18 protein-coding genes and 1 pseudogene are annotated in these 17,948 nt (G+C 70.8%); 11 read left to right on the top strand and 8 right to left on the bottom strand.

Going from position 1 to position 17,948, the window contains the following annotated elements:
• Window positions 1-386 precede the first annotated feature (386 nt).
• The gene (locus N4G66_RS19595) at window positions 387-1,322 is read left to right on the top strand and encodes a sensor histidine kinase (RefSeq protein ID WP_261705428.1); all 936 of its coding nucleotides are present in this window, start codon (window positions 387-389) and stop codon (window positions 1,320-1,322) included.
• Between the two features lie 220 nt (window positions 1,323-1,542).
• Here the strand turns inward: N4G66_RS19595 and N4G66_RS19590 are convergent.
• Window positions 1,543-2,109: pseudogene (locus tag N4G66_RS19590) on the bottom strand (Dps family protein); the annotation flags it as partial.
• Window positions 2,110-2,173: 64 nt separating this feature from the next.
• Window positions 2,174-2,344: a hydrophobic protein gene (locus tag N4G66_RS19585; RefSeq protein WP_261705427.1), complete on the bottom strand. Its 171-nt coding sequence runs from the start codon at window positions 2,342-2,344 to the stop codon at window positions 2,174-2,176.
• 212 nt (window positions 2,345-2,556) lie between these two features.
• Here N4G66_RS19585 and N4G66_RS45665 point away from each other — a divergent pair, with 212 nt between their 5' ends.
• Together N4G66_RS45665 and N4G66_RS19575 are read left to right on the top strand one after the other, a co-directional pair.
• The gene (locus N4G66_RS45665) at window positions 2,557-2,916 is read left to right on the top strand and encodes a DUF5133 domain-containing protein (RefSeq protein WP_315903660.1); all 360 of its coding nucleotides are present in this window, start codon (window positions 2,557-2,559) and stop codon (window positions 2,914-2,916) included.
• Between the two features lie 800 nt (window positions 2,917-3,716).
• Complete coding sequence (locus tag N4G66_RS19575; RefSeq protein ID WP_261705426.1) at window positions 3,717-3,983, top strand: helix-turn-helix domain-containing protein; 267 nt, start codon at window positions 3,717-3,719, stop codon at window positions 3,981-3,983.
• Window positions 3,984-4,259: 276 nt separating this feature from the next.
• On the opposite strand, the gene N4G66_RS19570 is transcribed toward N4G66_RS19575, so the two are convergent.
• Window positions 4,260-4,721 carry an SRPBCC family protein gene (locus N4G66_RS19570; protein WP_261705425.1) on the bottom strand — a complete coding sequence of 154 codons (462 nt, stop codon included), beginning with the start codon at window positions 4,719-4,721 and terminating at the stop codon, window positions 4,260-4,262.
• Window positions 4,722-4,903: 182 nt separating this feature from the next.
• Here N4G66_RS19570 and N4G66_RS19565 point away from each other — a divergent pair, with 182 nt between their 5' ends.
• The 6 genes from N4G66_RS19565 to N4G66_RS19540 all read left to right on the top strand — a co-directional run bounded on the left by N4G66_RS19565 (window position 4,904) and on the right by N4G66_RS19540 (window position 10,288).
• Complete coding sequence (locus N4G66_RS19565; protein ID WP_261705424.1) at window positions 4,904-5,080, top strand: hypothetical protein; 177 nt, start codon at window positions 4,904-4,906, stop codon at window positions 5,078-5,080.
• Window positions 5,081-5,471: 391 nt separating this feature from the next.
• A complete protein-coding gene (locus tag N4G66_RS19560) occupies window positions 5,472-5,837 on the top strand; it encodes a PRC-barrel domain containing protein (RefSeq protein WP_261705423.1) in 366 nt (121 codons plus the stop codon).
• Between the two features lie 481 nt (window positions 5,838-6,318).
• On the top strand, window positions 6,319-6,978 hold the full coding sequence (locus N4G66_RS19555; RefSeq protein WP_261705422.1) for a fasciclin domain-containing protein: 660 nt from the start codon (window positions 6,319-6,321) through the stop codon (window positions 6,976-6,978).
• 436 nt (window positions 6,979-7,414) lie between these two features.
• The gene (locus N4G66_RS19550; protein WP_261705421.1) at window positions 7,415-8,335 is read left to right on the top strand and encodes a YihY/virulence factor BrkB family protein; all 921 of its coding nucleotides are present in this window, start codon (window positions 7,415-7,417) and stop codon (window positions 8,333-8,335) included.
• Window positions 8,336-8,416: 81 nt separating this feature from the next.
• Window positions 8,417-8,695, top strand: coding sequence for a GlsB/YeaQ/YmgE family stress response membrane protein (locus N4G66_RS19545; RefSeq protein WP_261705420.1), 279 nt, complete (start codon window positions 8,417-8,419; stop codon window positions 8,693-8,695).
• Between the two features lie 384 nt (window positions 8,696-9,079).
• Window positions 9,080-10,288 carry a cysteine desulfurase-like protein gene (locus N4G66_RS19540; protein ID WP_261705419.1) on the top strand — a complete coding sequence of 403 codons (1,209 nt, stop codon included), beginning with the start codon at window positions 9,080-9,082 and terminating at the stop codon, window positions 10,286-10,288.
• Window positions 10,289-10,364: 76 nt separating this feature from the next.
• Here N4G66_RS19540 and N4G66_RS19535 read toward each other — a convergent pair whose 3' ends face one another.
• The 5 genes from N4G66_RS19535 to N4G66_RS19515 all read right to left on the bottom strand — a co-directional run bounded on the left by N4G66_RS19535 (window position 10,365) and on the right by N4G66_RS19515 (window position 15,316).
• A complete protein-coding gene (locus N4G66_RS19535) occupies window positions 10,365-11,429 on the bottom strand; it encodes a MerR family transcriptional regulator (protein WP_261705418.1) in 1,065 nt (354 codons plus the stop codon).
• A 262-nt stretch (window positions 11,430-11,691) separates the two neighbouring features.
• Window positions 11,692-11,997, bottom strand: coding sequence for a hypothetical protein (locus N4G66_RS19530; protein WP_261705417.1), 306 nt, complete (start codon window positions 11,995-11,997; stop codon window positions 11,692-11,694).
• 270 nt (window positions 11,998-12,267) lie between these two features.
• Window positions 12,268-13,155, bottom strand: a complete 888-nt coding sequence (locus N4G66_RS19525) for an oxygenase MpaB family protein (protein ID WP_261705416.1) — start codon at window positions 13,153-13,155, stop codon at window positions 12,268-12,270.
• A gap of 341 nt (window positions 13,156-13,496) precedes the next feature.
• On the bottom strand, window positions 13,497-14,447 hold the full coding sequence (locus N4G66_RS19520) for an ornithine cyclodeaminase family protein (protein ID WP_261705415.1): 951 nt from the start codon (window positions 14,445-14,447) through the stop codon (window positions 13,497-13,499).
• Window positions 14,444-15,316, bottom strand: a complete 873-nt coding sequence (locus N4G66_RS19515) for an IclR family transcriptional regulator (RefSeq protein ID WP_261705414.1) — start codon at window positions 15,314-15,316, stop codon at window positions 14,444-14,446. Before N4G66_RS19515 ends, N4G66_RS19520 begins: the two co-directional genes overlap by 4 nt.
• 142 nt (window positions 15,317-15,458) lie before the next feature.
• Between N4G66_RS19515 and N4G66_RS19510 the strand changes: the two genes are divergently transcribed.
• Together N4G66_RS19510 and N4G66_RS19505 are read left to right on the top strand one after the other, a co-directional pair.
• A complete protein-coding gene (locus tag N4G66_RS19510; RefSeq protein ID WP_261705413.1) occupies window positions 15,459-16,850 on the top strand; it encodes an amidohydrolase family protein in 1,392 nt (463 codons plus the stop codon).
• Window positions 16,847-17,926, top strand: a complete 1,080-nt coding sequence (locus tag N4G66_RS19505) for a dipeptidase (protein ID WP_261705412.1) — start codon at window positions 16,847-16,849, stop codon at window positions 17,924-17,926. The genes N4G66_RS19510 and N4G66_RS19505 overlap by 4 nt, the downstream gene beginning before the upstream one ends.
• Window positions 17,927-17,948: the final 22 nt, after the last annotated feature.

Here is a 17,948-nt window from a genome sequence, read left to right as displayed (position 1 = left end):
TGACAGAGCCCGTCTGCCCTGCATCACACCGCTCATGCCACCCCGTTGCCAGAATTCTGCGGAACGCGTAGGTCCCGCCTCCCCCAGGCGCCGGGTCAGGGGTACTTCCGTCCGGGGACACGGTTCGGATGCGGGATGACGTCGCCAATTTTCCGACCGATCCTCTGATGGTTCTGCCGGGGAACCTGGGGCAGGTGGGGACCGGGCGCGGTGGCGCCGCGTCCGGGTGCCTGCCCCAGGGGCGTGGCGGCCACGTAAAATGGGTTTCGGGGTGAGTCGGTGGGCATTGAGCAGCGAGTGGACGGAGCGCAGACGCTCTTCCCCTCGGTGTGCCTCGACGCGGGACCGCTCGCCGGACACGGGCCCCGGGGCGCGGTGGTCGTGGCATGACGGCGGCGGCACTTTGCGGCGACCCCTTCGTCCACCCCGCGCTCCTCTACCACGGGGACCGTGAGTACGTGGAAGGGACGACGCGCTTCGTGTCGGACGGCGTAGCCGCCGGGGAACCGGTGGCGGTGGCCGTTCCCGCCGCACGACTGGAGCTCATCCGAGGCGCGCTGGGGCCGCTCGGCGCCGGCGTCCGCTGGATCGACATGACACAGGCAGGCCGGAACCCGGGCCGGATCATCCCCTCCGTTCTGCGGGCGTTCGCCGACGCCCACCAGGACGTGCATGTGCGGATCATCGGCGAACCCGTCTGGGACGGCCGTACGGCGGCGGAGTACCCGGCCTGCGTCCAGCACGAAGCCCTGATCAACACGGCGTTCGGCGGACGGGACGTGACGATCCTCTGTCCCTACGACGCGCGCGCCCTCTCCCACGACGTGATCGCCGACGCCCACGCCACACACCCCGTCGTGATCAGCGGTGGCCGCCGGAGCGTCAGCCCGTCCTACGACCCGGACGGGGTGCTGGCGCGCTGCAATCAAGCGCTGCGCCACCCGCCGGGAGCGGCGACGGCCCGCTTCGACGCGGAACTTCTGCCCGCCGCCCGTGACTTCGCGATGAGCGAGGCCCGGGAACGCGGGATGACACGGGCCCGGTTGCAGGATCTGAACCTTGTCGTCGCGGAACTGACGACCAACAGCGTGGTGCACGGGGGCGGTTCGGGAAGCCTGCGGATCTGGGCCGAGAGCGAGCAGATCGTGTGCGAGGTCCGGGACGAGGGGCGGCTGAGTGATCCGCTGGCGGGCAGGCGTCCCGTGCGCCCCGATCAGATCGGCGGACGGGGCCTGTTCCTCGTGCATTTCATCTCGGACCTCGTCCGTGTGCACACCGATGACTCCGGAACGACCGTGCGCAGCTACATCGCCCGCACCTGACCGGGTCCGGCGACCGCCTCGACGACGGGAGACGGCGGACGTCCATGTCACCCCGTACGTGAAGCCGGCCACGGGTGACCGCGCCGGCCTCGTTTCACCCTGTAGGCCGATGGGTTCGCGTGGTGGCGTCCGCGCACCCGTACACATCGGTGTGGGGACCGACCCGTTCTCCCGGTTCGGTCCCCACACCGACATGTACCGCCGTCTCCGCCGGCCGCTACGACGCGGTGCCCGGCCCGGCCGATCGCGCCGCCTCGCGTTCCGTGCGGGCCCCGGCCTGCGACAGGGAACCGCCCGAACTCTCCAGGTGTGCCCGGACGAACCACTGGAACTGTTCGAGCGAGCGCAGCTGTTCGATGAGAAGATCCTCGGTCACCGGGTCGATCTTTCCGACCTCGGCCACGGCCGCGCGGTGGTCCTCGACGATTCCCGTGTAGACCAGGTCGAGGGCGCCGAGGTGGGCGATGGCATCGGCACGGCCGACGCTGTAGTCGTCCCAGGTCCGTTCGGCGACGAGCGCGCCCGGCGTGCCGTGCGGAACCCCGCCGAGGGCGGAGATCCGTTCAGCTGTGTCATCGGCCAGGTCACGTACGCGGTCCACCTGGGGATCGAGCATTTCGTGAACGGCGATGAAATGCGGGCCCACCACATTCCAGTGGATGTGTTTCAGTGTGAGCGAAAGGTCGTTGAGGGCGTGCAGCCGCCTGCTCAGCACGTCGATGATCCGGCCGCCGTCGTGGGTACTGACGCCGGGAACCGTGTATTTCGGTGTCGTGGGAGTGGCCATGTTCGTTTCCTTCGCACACAGATATCTTGCGGATGTTCTCGGTCACGGCTGTTCGTCGGTGCGTCTACCAGCGGTACCAGCGGCCGCGACCGCCGCTGGAAGCGCCCGGACGCGCCACGAATCCGACGAGCCAGACGACCAGCACGATGACCGCTATCCACCACAGCGCCTTGACGGCGAAACCCGCGCCGAAAAGGACCAGGGCGAGCAGAAGAACGAGAAGCAGGGGAACCATGGGTATCAACCTCCAGTGCCTCCAAGTGCCCTGGTTCCTTTGCGTCACACCTCTTGTCGGGGCGCCGGTCCAGGCCGCACGTGGTGATGGATGCGGCGGAATTCCGTCCCGGAGACGGCATTGGGCCAAATAGGTTGTCTGGGGCGGCTGTTGCGAATGAACCGACGTGAACCCGGGCACACGGACGGAAACTCGAGAGAGGAGCCCTCGCCGTGCTCGTGCCCGACCCGAAGGTTGTCCGGAGGCTGCTGACCCGTTACGCGGCCCTGAAGATCGCGTACGCCGAGAAGGAGACGCTGGAGACGGCCCGCCGGCTGGAGGACGTCACCTACACGCTCTGTGTGATGACGGGAACGACCAGCGTGCGGGACGCCGTCGTCGCCGCCGACGCCATGCTCGTGGCCGGAGCGAACCGGCGGGACGCGCAGCCGGGCGGGCTGCTGGGAAACCGGACATCACCGGCCGTCCCGCCGGACGGGATGTCCGCGGTCGCCTCGCCGTTGACGCAGCCGCACACCGAGGCGCGGGCTTTGAACGGCCAGGGCGTCGGCACGCCAGGTCCCCTTTTCTGATCGCCGGGCGTGTAAATGCGATGGGGGGTGGGGTGTGGGGGCACCTGACCGGGCGGCGCCCCCACCGCATGCTTCTATTCGCCCCGATGTCGCCAGTACCAGACGAGACCCGCGACGAAGGCGCACAGGAAGAGGATGGGCAGAATCAGTCCTGGGATTCGAGCCGCCGTCATGACTGGGCTCCGACAGGAGAACAGGCCCATGGGGGCCAGGCGTTGGCCATTGCTTTTCGCTTTCGACGAGCTGCCGGCCACCGGGGCGCGCGGCGACGGGGGCCTGTGCCGACGGCCGCCGCGCTCAGGTGGCGAGGGCTCAATGATGGCGTGAAGATCGGGCAACGGATCCCGGCTGGGAGTGGCTGGATTGGTGTGCGAGGAAATCCGGCGAGCGCATCCATGACGGCGTGGCACGGAACGACCCGGTCCTTGGCGGTCGATGGAGTCCGTGCGATGGCGCCGCGCGACGTGTCGAGGAGCCGCCGCAAAGGACTCTTCCGGCGTGGCCGGGGCGGGCTGTGTCCTGGGTGGACCGTCGTGTGCCTATCCTTCGAACGGCTGAACTACCTTGTCGGCTCCGGCTCGTTCTCCTCCTGTGAGCATCGTCGAGGCGGAGATGAGGAATCGATGAGCCGACACCGCAAGGGCCGTAGGCACCGCAAGGTGAACATGACGCCGCGTCCGGTCGGACCGAGGAGATCACCGCGCGCAGTGCGGGAGCAGGCGAGCACGCCTGAGCTCCGGGCGGCACGGACCCAGTCCCCGATTCCCGATCAGAACAAGAACGGGGAGAGGGCCGACGTCGTGGCCAGGAAGGTGAGCGAAAGCGGTCTGAGCCGGCACGCCGTGCGTACGTGGGAGCGGCTGGCGGAAGCCGGGCCCGGCGGAGTGGGCGTCGCCGAACTCAGCGCTGCCGTGGGTTTCCGGCGTTCCACCGTGTTCGGGCACCTGAAGGGCCTGGCCGAACTCGGGCTGGCCGAGGACCACGAGAGCGTGTGGCGGGCGACCGGCCCGGTGGAGGGCATGGTGGCGTGTGAGGGCGTACGGGCTTCAGCCGGGAGCGTTTCCTAGGCCAGCGGCCTGAGAGGGGCGCTTGCCCGGGTGACCGGCCCTGGCAGGCGCCCCTCGTCGTCCGCCGAGCCCCTCGTCCGGCCCGTTCGTCAACTCGTCGGTGTGTCGAGGGGCAGTTCGTCCTGGAGCTTCATCGCTCGTTCCTTCGTGTACCGGAGGGGAACCGTCAGAAGTCGTCGAGGTCGCTCGTCGGAGGGTGCCCCTTTCTTCGCATTTCGCTCTCCTGCTCCATGGGAACCCGCCGCGCGGTCGCGCCGCTTCCTCGGAGCGGTGGGGTCAGGCCGTCGGGCTCCCGCCGGAGCCGAAGTGGCTGTTCACCGCTTTCGGCATCCGCTGAGCCACCTCGTCTCCCAGGCGCTCGAATTCCCTGCGCAGGAACGGAGAGGCCAGGCGGGCCATGCCGCGGAATTCGATACGGGCCCGGTAGGTGAGGAGAGTGGCGCCGTTCTCCTCACGGAAGGTCAGGTCGTCCGTGGAGGTGGCGGTCCGGTTCCGCCCCACGAAGGTCAGCCTCAGGTCTTCCAGCCGGACCAGTCGGTAGCGGAGTTCGGTGCGCCGCCCGCGAAACCTCGAGACGTTGTGCCATTCCGCGCCCTTGGCGACGGGGGCGCCGGCCCTGGTCGGACGGCAGCTCACCGTGCCCGGGTCCCATTCCTCGGTGTGTGAGAAGTCCGCCAGATAGGCCACCACACCGGGCAGAGGGTGATGCAGGGTGACCGTGCGTTCGACTTCGACCATGGGAGCTTCCCTTTCGTGGGGTTCGCGGCAGGCGCCTCCAGAAGTGCGGGAGGTCATTTGTCTTCCCCGCGGGAACGCGCAGCGGATGCAGAGGATTCGTCACGCGACGCAGTGTCGGGCGGATTTCTCGGGGCATCCGGACCCCATCGCTTCGACAGTCGGCCAATGACAAGGGAGATCTCATGCTCGGCATCGCTGCCGCCGTACTGCTGTTCATCGCGTTCCTGATCAACGCCGGTGACGTTTCGACCAATCACGTGTTCACGTCGACCAACGTCATGCTCATAGGCCTCGCCCTGCTCGCTCTTCACCTCTCGGGCGTCGGCGGGGGCTGGGCGACGCGCAGCCGGCGCCGCTGACGGAAGGGGCGGATCTCCCCGGCGGCGGTAGCAGCGGCACCCGCCGGCCGGGAGGGCCCCTTTCAAGCCCGCATGACCACTCCGCATCCCCCGCCTTCACGCCGACCGTCGACGTCGAGCACTGCCTCACCGTGCCCTGCGACGCGAGCGCTGGGCGCGGCGTCCCGGAGCCGGCCGACGAGGCGTACGACCTGGTCACATACCGGGACGTGTGGCGTCAACGGCGTGGATTCGCAGGGCGATTCCGTCGAATGCCGACCGGATAGCAGGGTATTTGCAGCTCTGTAAGGCGGCACGGAGGCGGATCGCCGCCTTCGGGTCATCCGTCTGCCGCGTCCCCCTCCCGGGGGAGCCGTCGGCAAGGCGAACCGACGAGCTGACGGAGACAGACATGACAATCGACGGAATCTGGTCGTACGCACCGGAGTTCGACCACCCCGAAGTGAACGAACTGGCCGGCTACAGCGTCGAGGCGAGCGACGGGACCATAGGACACGTCGACCGGCAGGCGGACGATTCAGGGATGCGGCACCTGGTCGTCGACACAGGCGTCTGGGTGTTCGGCAGGAGTGTGCTGGTTCCCGTGGGTGTCGTCGCCGGCATCGACACGGAGTCGCAGAAGATCACCGTCGCGTGCACCCGCGAGGAGATCAAATCGGCGCCGGCGTTCAAGACCGACCGCGAGACCCTCGACCCCGCGTACCTGTCCAGCGTCGGGCGCTACTACCGGAGCCTTCCGCCGCGACAGCCGGCATGAGCCGTCGTGCAGTGACGTACGACGTGCCGCCATGTCCGCGTGCTCGTCCCCTGATGTGAACCGCGTCCAGCGCCTCTCCTCACTCCCGCCCGAAGCCGGGCCGCGATCGAGCCCATGACGCCCGAGTACGTTCAACCGTCGTTCCTCCGTCGGGTGATACGAGGGTCCCGAGCCGCGGTCTCCGTGCCGCGGCTTCGGGCGGTGTGTTTCTCCGAAGCCGCGAGCTTCCCGGCTTGGTCCCGGCCGGAATTTCCCTCGAATCGGTGAATGCTCGTCCGCCGGCCAATCCATCGCTGCTCCGGGCTCGGATTCCCCGTGTGAGCCGGGATCCGAAGAGTTCGATGCGTTCCCCCGAGTGCGCCCCCCCGACGCCTCGCGGAGGTCCGTCCGTCCGTTCGTTCTCCACGGAATTTCCGCTCGAAAGCCACGGCATTTGCTGGTCCGCTCGTCGAATGCCGCTTCGTTCCGACAGGAGAACCTCATGAACATGCGTATCCGTCGTGTCGCGTTGGCTGTCGCCACCGCTGCTGTGCTGCCGATCGCGCTGACGGCTTGTTCCGACGACGGCAAGGACAATGGCGCCTCGAACTCGGCGAAGGCAGCGGCTTCGGCCCCTGTGCCGGACGGGGGATCGGCCGGTTCGTCGGCGATGGCGGGGAGTTCCGACGAGCCGTTCGGTCCGGGGTGCGTGTCGGTGCCGAAGGACGGGTCGGGGTCGTTCGACGGGATGGCGAAGGACCCGGTGGCGACGGCGGCGTCCAACAACCCGGCGTTGTCGACGCTGGTGACGGCCGTGAAGAAGGCGGGTCTGGTGGACACGCTGAACAACGCGGAGAACATCACGGTGTTCGCGCCGACGAATGAGGCGTTCGCGAAGATTCCGAAGGCGACCCTGGACAAGGTGCTCGCGGACAAGGCCCGGTTGACGAAGATCCTGACGTATCACGTCGTGGGCCGGAAACTGACGCCGAAGCAGCTGGAGAACGGTTCGTTCGAGACCCTGGAGAAGAGCAAGCTGATGACGAGCGGGTCGGGGGATTCGTACACGGTGAATGACTCCGCCGAGGTGGTGTGCGGCAATGTGAAGACCGCCAACGCGAACGTGTACATCATCGACACCGTCCTGATGCCCAAGAGCTGACACGGCGGCATGCTCCGGCCCGGCGGTCGACAGCCGCGGGGCCGACGGGAGTTTCCTGTGGCGGGCAGGTAAAGAGGGGAGTGGCCGGGACAAGCGTCCGTCCGGCCACTCCCCGTCCCTTCTCGCCGATGGGTGCCCGGGTGTCCCGCACGAGTCCGCTGACGGCGTCCTTGGCGCACCACCGATTGCCGGAGCACGGCGGTGAGGAGGCGTAGGGGGGCTCGCGCGTGGAAGGAGAGCCCCGACCGGCCCCCTCGTCAGGCAGGGGGCCGGGAATGCCGGCCGGACCGGTGCTGAGAGGTGAGGGATGAGCAGACGAATCGTCCGAATCCATCCGGAAGGACGGGCATTGCCGCTCCGTGCCGGGGCCTCGCCGGAGTACCCACTCGCGACCTCACCCGGGTACGGATCGGCAGCCGCCCCCACCGCACCGCGCATGTCCACTGAATCCGGGCCGGGCGGCGCCGTCGAGGCGGTCCGCCCGGCCCGGCTCCGTCGGTACGGGCCACGGCTGCCCGCCCTCTGGTGGCCGGCACTGCGCCGCACTCCGGTCTCGATGTGGAACGACGACGTCTCCGACTGGGCGGCCGCTCTGACGTATTACGCGATCCTGTCGGTGCTGCCGGCCATGCTGGTCATGGTCATCGCCTTCGGCCTGATCAGTCCGGACACTGCCGAGCAGTTCATCGCACACGTCACGGCGTACGCGCCGGCACAGTCGGGGGCGGAGCTGCACCAGGCGCTGGGGGAGATGCTGCGCCAACGATCCGCCGCCTGGACGCTGCTGGTCGCCGGTGCCGCGAGCGCGCTCTGGTCGGCCTCCAGCTACCTCGCGGTGTTCCGCCGGGCCCTGCACCGCATGCACGACGTGCCGGACCGCCGCTCGGCCTGGCGCACCGCGCACCGGCTGGTGCTGACCGCGCTGGCGCTGCTCGGGCTGCTCGTCGTGAGCGCGCTCGTCCTGCTGCTGACCGGCCCCGTGGCCGAGGCCGCCGGCCGCGTCTTCGGGCTGGACGGCACGGTGGCCGTGGCCTGGAACCTGCTCCGCTGGCCCCTGCTGATGTGCCTGGTGGCCCTGCTGGTCCTCGTCGTCTTCCACACGGGTCCGCCACCCGCCAGGCGTCGGTACAGCCTGCCCGGCGGCATCCTGGCAGCGTTCCTCTGGCTGGCCGTCTCCGCCGGATTCGCCCTGTACGCCTCCGGCTTCGGCGCCTACAGCAGGCTCTACGGCTCGCTCGCCGGTCCCGTCGTCTTCCTTGTGTGGCTGTGGCTGTCCAACCTCGCGCTGCTGGCCGGCGCGCAGTTCACTGCCGAGCTGAACGGGGCCGCGGCGGCGAGGAATCGGGCAACAGTTTGAGACGTGCAGGTTTGTTCCGGCCGGGACGGCGCACACGGACTGAGGAAGTCACATCTTGTACGGACGAACGGTGGAGGAACTGTGGGAATCATCGCTTGGATTCTGATCGGGTTGCTTGCCGGTGCCATTGCCAAGCTGCTCCTGCCGGGCAAGGACCCGGGCGGGATCATCATCACCATGCTGATCGGTGTCGCGGGAGGCCTGCTGGGCGGCTGGCTGGGCAAGGTCATCTTCGGCGTCGACTCGATCGACGGGTTCTTCGACGTGTCGACCTGGATCGCCGCCATCGCCGGATCGCTGATTCTTCTGGTTCTGTACCGGATGCTGACGGGCAACCGCCGGTCGCACCGCCACGCCTGAGGGGTCACGGGCCCGTTCGGGCGTCATGACTCACGGCCTGGGGCCGGCACCCTGAATCTCAGGGTGCCGGCCCCAGGCCGTGAGTCGTCCATCGGAAGTCCGTACGAGTGAACGCGGCGCATATTTCGGAGTGTGCCCCCTGACGAGGGGTACCGGTTGCGCCAAGCCGCGGGTTGGGAGCAGCAGTCCCGCGGGCCAGCACTCCTACGGCGTCCCGGGACGCCTGGGGGTGCGCCCGCGCCTCCGCGCCGACTTCCCACCGCGGCGGGCGTCCTGCCATGATCACCGGAGCACGTGTGCGCCCGCCCGATCACGCGGCTCCTGCCCGCCCGACCGCTGCCCGGCCGAACGGCGCGGGCCGCGAAGCCGCCTTGAGGAGCCCGAGTGACGTACGACGTCGGCGCACTGCGCGCCGAGATCCCCGCCCTGCTGTCCGGCGTCGCGCACTTCGACGGTCCGGGCGGAACACAGACCCCGGCCCGGGTCGCCGGGGCGATCGCGGACGCGCTCACGGGCCCGCTGTCGATCCGAGGGCGCCTGACACCGGGAGAGGCGAACGCGGAGGGTCTGGTCCAGGGGTTCCGGCAGGCGGTGGCCGACCTGGTCGGCGGCCACCCCACCGGGGTCGTCTTCGGCCGCAGCGCCACCCAGCTCACGTACGACTTCTCCCACACGCTCGCGAAGGACTGGGCTCCCGGCGACGAGGTCGTCGTCAGCCGTCTCGACCACGACGCCAACATCCGGCCCTGGATCCAGGCGGCGCAACGGGCCGGAGCCCGGGTGCGCTGGGCCGACTTCGATCCGCGGACGGGTGAACTCCCGCCCTCGGCGGTGGGGGACCTGCTGACCGAGCGCACCCGGCTGGTCGCGGTCACCGCCGCCTCGAACCTGATCGGGACCGTGCCCGACATCGCCGAGATCTCACGCCTGGTCCGCCGGCACCCGCGGGCGCTGCTCTTCGTGGACGGGGTGCACTACGCGGCGCACGCCTTCGTGGATCTCGCGCGGCTCGGTGCCGACTTCTTCGTGTGCTCGCCCTACAAGTTCTTCGGCCCGCACCACGGTGTCCTGACCGCCTCCCCGGAGCTGCTGGAGGGGCTGCGCCCGGACAAGCTGCTGCCGTCCACCGACGTGGTTCCCGAGCGCTTCGAACTGGGCACGCTGCCCTACGAGTTGCTCGCCGGCACCACCGCCGCCATCGATGTCCTCGCCGGGCTCGCCACTGACGCGGTGGGCGGGCGCAGAGACCGGCTGCGGTCGGCCTTCGAGGCGATCGAGCGGCATGAGGGAGCGCTGCGCGAGCGGCTGGAGGCGGGCCTGGCCGAGCTGCCCGGCGTCACGGTCCGCTCCCGCGCGGCCGACCGCACACCCACCCTGCTGCTGACGTTCGACCACCGGGACGCGGCCGACGCCTGTCCGTTCCTGGCGGCCCGCGGTGTGCACGCGCCCGCCGGATCGTTCTACGCGATCGAGGCCTCCCGGCACCTCGGACTCGGCGACACCGGTGGCCTTCGCGTCGGACTCTCGCCGTACAACGACAAGGACGACGTGGAACGGCTGCTGGAGGGACTGGCGGCCTTCCTGCGGGCGTAGGCGCAGGGGCGGTTCCAGACGTCGCGGGGCGCGGTTGTGCCGGGCAAGGGCCGGCCGGGTGAGCGCAAGGGCGTCGTCAGGTCGCGAGCGCACCGTAGTCGTCGGGCCGGTTGTCCGGTGCGGTGATCAGACGGAGCGCTTCGGCCAGGTGGTGTGGGCGCAGGAGCCCCGGGCCCGACTGTCCGCCCCAGCCCGGTCCGGTCAGCAGGACCTGGCTCCGTGTTCGCGCTCCCCGTACTCCCCAGCGTGTCGCGGCGATGTGACGGGCGAGCGGAAGGTTCGCCGTGGACCGCGAATGCGACCACAGGACCACCGCCGGAGGACCGACGCGCCGCACCGCCGTCATGAGCGCCTCGGGCGGAACGGCACCACCGAGCGTCAGGACGGGTACCCGCCGTTCCGCCAGCGCCGCGTTGAGTGCCTCCAGCGGCAGGGTGTGCTGCTCGTCCGGAAGGCAGGCCAGCAGCACGGGTGACGCGGTGGCGCGCGGTGTGCGCCCCGACGCCGACACGTAGACATGCCGCAGGGTGGCGGAGACGTGCCAGGACAGGAGGTGTTCGACCTCGACGTAACGGTCCCCCGAGGATTCCCACTTGCGGCCCACCGCCCGCAGGGTGGGCACCATCACTTCGTCCCAGGCTCTGGTGAGGCCGTGGGTCCGGACCGCGGCCGCCAGTTGTTCCTGGACGCCGAGGGCGTCCAGGCGGACCACGGCACGGGCCAGACCACGGCAGTCCTGGCCCACATCACCCAACGGCAGCCCTGTGCCCGAGCGCGACCCTGCTGTTCCCGGGCCCGGGGCCGTCGCCGCGGACCACTCAGGAATCCGGACGCCGGCCTGCGTCCGGGCGGCGAGAAGCGGGGATACAGCGACACGACCGCGGGCCGCCTCCTTCGCGGAGCGGGCGGCCTCGGCGGGAGGCAGGCCGGCGGCGGTCAGCCGGCACATCTCCTGGACCATGGCCACGTCATCGGGAGACCACCGGCGGTGGTGGCCGTCGGCTCGCACCGCGGGTCCCAGCCCGTACCGGCGGTCCCAGGAACGCAGTGTCGTGGGCGACACCCCGAGCTTGCGCGCCAGGAAACCGGTGGTCACTCCGACGCCGACGGTCTCCGTCTCCCCGTGGACGCTCAGTTCCATGGGGCGGCCCCCGGGGGCACGGTGGACCAGGGCCCGGCGGAAGGGGCTCCGCACCCACGGGTGGCGGGGCCCTGCGTACGACGGCAGCAGATCATCACGGGACCTCGCCTCGATTCCGGAGCCGTCCGGGACCGGCCGGTCCACCGGGCTCAACCCCTGCTTCGGTGCGGGGCGGCCCATTGGATGCAGCGAACCGGCCCGTTCGTGGCGACGGGGTTGCCCCGCCTCCCCTGGGCGGAATCACACCAGGCCCGCCGCAGACTCACTTCCCGACCCGGAGCGGCCCTCGTCCCCTGGTCCGAACCGGGGCCGGACCGCATCGGCCGTCGTGGCGGATGCCGTGCCCCGTCGTCGTGGTGACCGCCGTGCCGACGGCCGGGCCCGACGCGACTCGGAAACCCCGGCCGGAGCCGTCGAGGAGGTGATGCAGCACGGTCTCGGGGTCGCTCAGCGCCGACCGCAGCAGGGCCTCTTCGCAGCCGTCGTCGCCGAGAAGGGAACGGGCCGTGTCCTCGTAGCGCTCGCGCACCGGGCCCGACTCGGGCGTGCCACGCTGCGGATGGCCCACCGCGCTCCAGTACGTCTCCCCGGCGCCGTACGCGGCGACCGCCCGTTCTCCCGCGCCCTGCGCGGCGAGCGCGGAGGCCGGCAGATCCAGGCCGAAGGCGGAACATCTCCAGGGCGTCCGACGAAATCGGGAGGAACGGCCGGCAGATTCTTCAACACGCGGACGGTCTTTCGGCCTTGGATCCTTCGGCGTGCCGACTTCGCCGACTCTGTCCCGGGTTCGTGTACGAGAGCGGGAGGGGCGCTCCGTGCGCGCCGGAGCGGTGGCCGGTCACACGACCGCCTCGACGGTTCGCGCGCGTTGCGGAGCCATGGCCCAGCGCACGGCCGATGTGAAGGCGCAGCCGAGTGGACGTACACACACGCTGTCCACCAACTGCAGGCGCGGCAGCCGCAGTTCGGCAGCGGCCCAGGTGGGCAGCAGGGACACCGCGTTCGCGGCGAGCACCCCGTACGGGAGGCGGGCGACGAGCGGGACCGGCGGGTTCAGCAGGAGGAACCGCGCGGCGTCGCGTGCCTCCGGCGTCGCCCGCACCTCGCCGCGGTACGCGGTCAGCCGCTCCGCGAGCTCGGCACGGTTCGTCGGCGGGTCCAGGACACCGAGAGCGGCGGCGACGCGGGCCGTGTCCGCCACGTAGGCGTCATAGTCGGCGTCGGACAGCGGGCGCGCGCCGTACCGCCGGTGCGCGCGCAGGAAGCTGTCGATCTCTGCGACGTGGACCCAGCCGAGGAGGTGCGGATCCGCCGCGTGATACGCCGTTCCCTCCGAGGTCACCCCGCGCACCCGCTCATGGACCGCCCGTACCCGTTCGCAGGCTTCCTGTGCGCTCTCGGCCGTCCCGTACGTCGTCACCGCGAGGAAGGTCGAGGTGCGCTGGAGTCTTCCCCAGGGGTCCCCGCGGAAGCCCGAGTGCGCGGACACGGCGGCCATGGCGAGCGGGTGGAGCGACTGGAGCAGCAGCGCGGAGAGGCCGCCGATGAACATGGACGCGTCCCCGTGCACGGTGCGGATGGGGCGGTCCGGGCCGAACCAGCGGGGTCCGGGGGTGCCGTGGATACGGGCGCGGTTCTTCTCTCCCTCCGGGCCCGCGACCCGGCTGAACAGAGCGCTGCCCAGCCGTTCCCGCACTCCGCTGCCGTCCGCTCCTGTCTGTCTCATGGGGGTCTTGGCCTCCTCCGCGTCGTGGTCCCTCGGGCCCGCTACCTGTCCGGGACCGCCAGGTCGATCGGCCGCTCGGCCCACGCCACACGGTGGGCCGCCCGCGGTGGATTCGTCGCCGCGGGGCCCGGCGGATGCGGTCCGTGACCGTGGGTCCCGGGTCTGCGCGCGCACCGGCTCAAGCACCCTTCAGCATGGCCGACCTCGGGGAAGAAAGTCCACGGGTGGACGACGTGCACGGATACACGCTGAGTCACCAGCCACCAGTGGCCCGTCCCCCGTGATGTGCGAACCGTGGCCCGTGGCGCGGTTCGCCGCACACTCGCCGTCACGGATACGGCTCACATGGCGATGCGGGTGCCCCATGCCTCCGCGCGGGCGACGGCGTCGGCGACGTGGGCGGCCGCGACGTCCAGGGCGGCATGGCCGGTCGACTTGAACAGGGTGAGTTCGGTGTCGTCGCGTCGACCGGGGTGTTCGCCGCCCAGGACCGAACCGAGGAGCGTCACGGACCGCTCGGGCGGTAGGTCCTGCAGCTCGTGGGCGCCGGAGGGGGGCCGGGTGGTGGCGGCGCCGTGCCATTCGGCGAACAGGGTGGCGTCCCGGACGGTGTCGGCGTCCAGTTCCGGTCCGTGGGAGCCGCCCACCGAGCTGATGTGCGTGCCGGGGGCGAGCCATGCGCGACGGATCACCGGCCGCACGGCGCCCGTGCAGCAGAACACCGTGTCCGCCCAGCGCACCGCCTCCTCGATGCCGGCCGTGCCCCGGCCGGCGGGGTGGAAGGCGGCGGCGCTCTCGGCACGCCGGGGATCGCGGCCCGCGACGGACACGGGGTTCTCGGGATTCAGCGCCGCGAGCAGGGCGATCTGCGCACGTGCCTGGGCACCCGTTCCGATGACGGCGACCCGGGTGGCGTCCGGACGGGCCAGGGCCCGAGCGCTCAGTGTGGCGGTCGCCGCGGTACGGATTTCCGTGAGGGGCTCGGCGTCCATCAGGGCCAGCGGGCGGCCGTCCGCCTCGTCGAAGAGCGCGACGATGCCTCGGTGACTGCTGCGTCCGGGCCGCGCCGGGTCGGCGAACACGGAGACGAGCTTGGCCGCGAGCCCGAGACCGGGCACATGACCGGGCATCGCGCCGAGCAGGCCGCCCGGCGCGTGCGCCGCGATCCGCGGCGGCACGGAGACCTCGTCACGGCCGATGGCGACGAGGGCCGTCGCCACGGCGTCAAGGACTCGGTGCGGATCGAGTGCGGCGCGCGTCCGCGCCCCGTCGAGGAAGAGGATCTCGCTCATGCCGGACCTTCGGTGGAGGTGGACGCGGACGCGGCCCGGGACGTGGGCCGGGACGAGGACTCGGGACCGGAGGAGGAGTGTCCGAAGTCTCCTGATACTTCGGAGACTTGAGCGGCTCCGGAGGTGCCGGGGCCGGAGAGGATCCGCCCCAGCTCGTCCGTCGCCTCGCGCAGCCGCTCCCGCAGGCGGGGAAGCCGGGCCTCGTCGAACTCCGGGCCCAGGCCGACGAGGGTGAGGGCGCAGACGGGCGCGCCTGGACGCGTGACCACGGCACGGGCGAGCGAGGCGACCGGCTGTTCGTTGCGCCCGTACTCGACGGCGAATCCGGTCCGCTCGGCGAGCTCGATGTCGGCCAGCAGCCCGTCGGTTCCGGTCAGCGGGTGCCCGGCCTCCTCCGCGGCGCGAAGGTAGGGGACCCGGTCGGCCGGGGCGAGGGCGGCGACGAGGGCGAGCGGACCGGCGAAACGGTGAACGGGCAGGGCCTCGCCGGTCAGACTGCTGATCATCGCCAGACGGTCGGGGCGTACGACATCGATCACGCGCGAGCGGTCCGTCTCGGGCACCTGAAGGTTGACCATCATGCCGGTGCGCTCGGACAGCGCCGCGAGAACCGGTCGGGCGAGTGCTCCGAGTGAGTTCCTGGCCGCCGAGGACGACAGCTGCAGCACCGCCGTGCCGGGCAGATAGCGGTCGCCGGCGCGCAGCACCCAGCCACGCCGGACCAGGTCGACGAGCACGCGATAGGCGGTGGCGCGATGCAGGCCGACCTCCTCGGCCAGGTCGGTGAGGCGCGGGGGCTGGGACGCGCGGGCCACGGCTTCGACCAGGTCCAGGGCCTTGTCCACCGCGGTACGGGGTGCTTCGGGCACGTCCGACCCCTCCTTGTGGCGTCGTGAGATGCGAGCGTACGGTAGCGCATGTTGCGAGAGGCGATACGTCTGTTGCGTAGAGCGTAACAACGGTCGGATTGAGATGCTGACCGGTCCGGACAGAGCGAGTACTGAGGTGAAGATGACGGACGAGGCTTCGGGCGCTCCGGCCCCGCACGCTCCCGCGGTGAAGGGAGCCGTCGCGGTGTACCGCGGCGCGACACTGTTCGACGGAACCGGTGGTCCGGTCCGGAGCTCGACGTCGATCGTGATCGACGGCCCGGTCATCCGTGCCGTCGGGGACGATGCCGTGATCGCCGAGACCCTGCCCGCCGACGCCCAGGTCTTCGACCTCGACGGACGTTTCGTCATCCCCGGTCTGATCGACGCCCACCAGCACATCGCGACGCCGCCGGACCGGCCCGTCGCCGAGGCGGTGCTGCGCCGGCTCGTCCACAGCGGGGTCACGGCCATCCGTGACATGGCCGACGACCTGCGCCAGGTCGGTGACCTGGCGAGGGCGACGCTCGTCGGCGAGATCCCCGGCCCCGACATCCGCTACGCCGCGCTGATGGCGGGACCCGGCTTCTTCGACGACCCGCGCACCCACCAGGTGTCCCAGGGCGAGACGCCCGGTGCCGTTCCGTGGATGCAGGCGATCACGAAGGACACCGACCTGCGGATCGCTGTCGCCCTGGCGCGCGGAACCCACGCCTCCGCGATCAAGGTGTACGCGGATCTCGACCACGCCACCGTCGCGGCGATCACCGCGGAGGCGCACCGCCAGGGCATCCCCGTCTGGGCCCACGCCACCGTCTTCCCGGCGACGCCCGGCCAGATCGTCATGGCTGGCGCGGACAGCATCTCGCACGTCACCCTGCTCGCCTTCGAGGGCACGGACGCACCGCTGATCAGCTACAAGAACAAGCCGCCGGTCGAGTACGAGCGGTTCGCCGCCGGTGACGACCCCCGTATCGAGGAACTCTTCGCCCTGATGCGGCAGAAGGGCACCGTGCTCGACGCGACCGCGGGGATGTGGGCGAGCGAGGCCCTCGCGGGCGACGGTCCCGAGGACGCGGCGCGCGCGGCGGCCAACACCGAACTCGCCGCCGTACTCACCGCCCAGGCCCACCGCGCCGGTGTCGACATCGCGACCGGCACGGACTACGAGACCGGCCCCGAGGACCCCTTCCCCGCCCTGTACGAGGAGTTGGCATTCCTCGTGCACCGCTGCGGGATGTCACCCGAGCAGGTGCTGCGCTCGGCCACGCTGATCGGCGCCCGCAGCGCCGGCGCCGAGGACGTCATGGGAAGCGTCGAAGCGGGCAAGCTCGCCAACTTCGTTGTCCTGGACGACGATCCGCTGCGGGACATCGAGCATCTGCGCAGCGTCACGCTGACCGTCAAGCGCGGCCGGCGCTTCGAGCGCCGTGAGTTCGAGAGCACCGCCCCCGGCGCCGGGCGGTCCGACCGCGACCGGACCCCCGAGGCCGAAGTGCACGCAGCGACCCACCCCGTCGAGGAGACCCGATGACCGACCTCCCCATGATCATCAACGCGCTCGGGCAGCTCGACAATCCGAACGCCCCGCAGTCGGTCGAAGCCGCCGCGCAGCTCAACCCCTCCAGCGAGCAACTGACCGTCGACGCCCGTACGTTGGCCGACGCCCACGCCTCGGGCCTCACCGCCGTCAACATCACGCTCGGCTACACGATGGGCGACCTGCCGCCGTACGAGCACACCCTGCACGAGATCGCCGTCTGGGACGGGATCATCCGGGACAACGCGTCCGACCTCCTCAAGGTCCGTACGGTCGCCGACCTCCACCGGGCCAGGCAGGAGGGCCGGATCGGTGTCGTCTACGGCTTCCAGAACGCCGTCGCGGTCGGCGAGGACACCGGGCGCATCGCCACCTTCGCCGACCTCGGCGTGCGGGTCGTCCAGCTCACGTACAACCAGGCGAACCACATCGGCGACGGCTCGATGGCGCCCGCCAACAGGGGACTGACCGACTTCGGCCGGAGCGTCGTCGAGGCTCTCGACGAGCACCGCCTCATGGTCGACCTCTCCCACAGCGGTGAGCGCACCTGCCTGGACGCCGCCAGGACGGCGCGGCGCCCCGTGTCGATCAACCACACCGGTTGCCGGGCGCTCGCCGACCTCCCCCGCAACAAGACCGACGAGGAACTGCGTCTGGTGGCCTCGCGCGGTGGCTTCGTGGGCATCTACTTCATGCCTTTCCTGAACATGTCTGGCCATGCGACGGCCGCGGACGTCGTGGAGCACATCGTCCACGCGGTCGACGTGTGCGGCGAGGACCACGTCGGCATCGGCACCGACGGGACCGTCACGTCCATCGACGATCTCGACGCCTACCGCGCGCATCTCGCCGAACATGTGGCCCTGCGGCGCGAGGCCGGTGTCGGCGCGGCGGGGGAGCGCGACGACACGCTTCCCTTCGTGCTCGACCTGCGCGGAGTGGACCAGTTCCGGGAACTCGTCCGCCTCCTGGAACAGCGCGGCTACACCTCCGAGCGCATCGAGAAGATCCTCGGCAGGAACTTCCTGGACTACGCCGACCGCGTGTGGGCCCCGGAGGTCTCCCGGTAGGCGACTTCGGCAACCGGGCGGC

This window comes from Streptomyces rhizosphaerihabitans (assembly GCF_025399795.1).
Classification (GTDB): Bacteria; Actinomycetota; Actinomycetes; order Streptomycetales; family Streptomycetaceae; genus Streptomyces; species Streptomyces rhizosphaerihabitans.
This window is presented reverse-complemented; position numbering and strand designations above follow the sequence as displayed.

Coding starts and splice junctions, on each gene's coding strand:
- N4G66_RS19555 (WP_261705422.1), top strand. CDS start 6,319: ATGAACATGCGTATCCGTCGTGTCGCGTTGGCTGTCGCCACCGCTGCT.
- N4G66_RS19510 (WP_261705413.1), top strand. CDS start 15,459: ATGACGGACGAGGCTTCGGGCGCTCCGGCCCCGCACGCTCCCGCGGTG.
- N4G66_RS19505 (WP_261705412.1), top strand. CDS start 16,847: ATGACCGACCTCCCCATGATCATCAACGCGCTCGGGCAGCTCGACAAT.
- N4G66_RS19570 (WP_261705425.1), bottom strand. CDS start 4,721: ATGGTCGAAGTCGAACGCACGGTCACCCTGCATCACCCTCTGCCCGGT.
- N4G66_RS19525 (WP_261705416.1), bottom strand. CDS start 13,155: ATGAGACAGACAGGAGCGGACGGCAGCGGAGTGCGGGAACGGCTGGGC.
- N4G66_RS19585 (WP_261705427.1), bottom strand. CDS start 2,344: ATGGTTCCCCTGCTTCTCGTTCTTCTGCTCGCCCTGGTCCTTTTCGGC.
- N4G66_RS19550 (WP_261705421.1), top strand. CDS start 7,415: ATGTCCACTGAATCCGGGCCGGGCGGCGCCGTCGAGGCGGTCCGCCCG.
- N4G66_RS19565 (WP_261705424.1), top strand. CDS start 4,904: ATGCTCGGCATCGCTGCCGCCGTACTGCTGTTCATCGCGTTCCTGATC.
- N4G66_RS19535 (WP_261705418.1), bottom strand. CDS start 11,429: ATGGAACTGAGCGTCCACGGGGAGACGGAGACCGTCGGCGTCGGAGTG.
- N4G66_RS19520 (WP_261705415.1), bottom strand. CDS start 14,447: ATGAGCGAGATCCTCTTCCTCGACGGGGCGCGGACGCGCGCCGCACTC.
- N4G66_RS19595 (WP_261705428.1), top strand. CDS start 387: ATGACGGCGGCGGCACTTTGCGGCGACCCCTTCGTCCACCCCGCGCTC.
- N4G66_RS19560 (WP_261705423.1), top strand. CDS start 5,472: ATGACAATCGACGGAATCTGGTCGTACGCACCGGAGTTCGACCACCCC.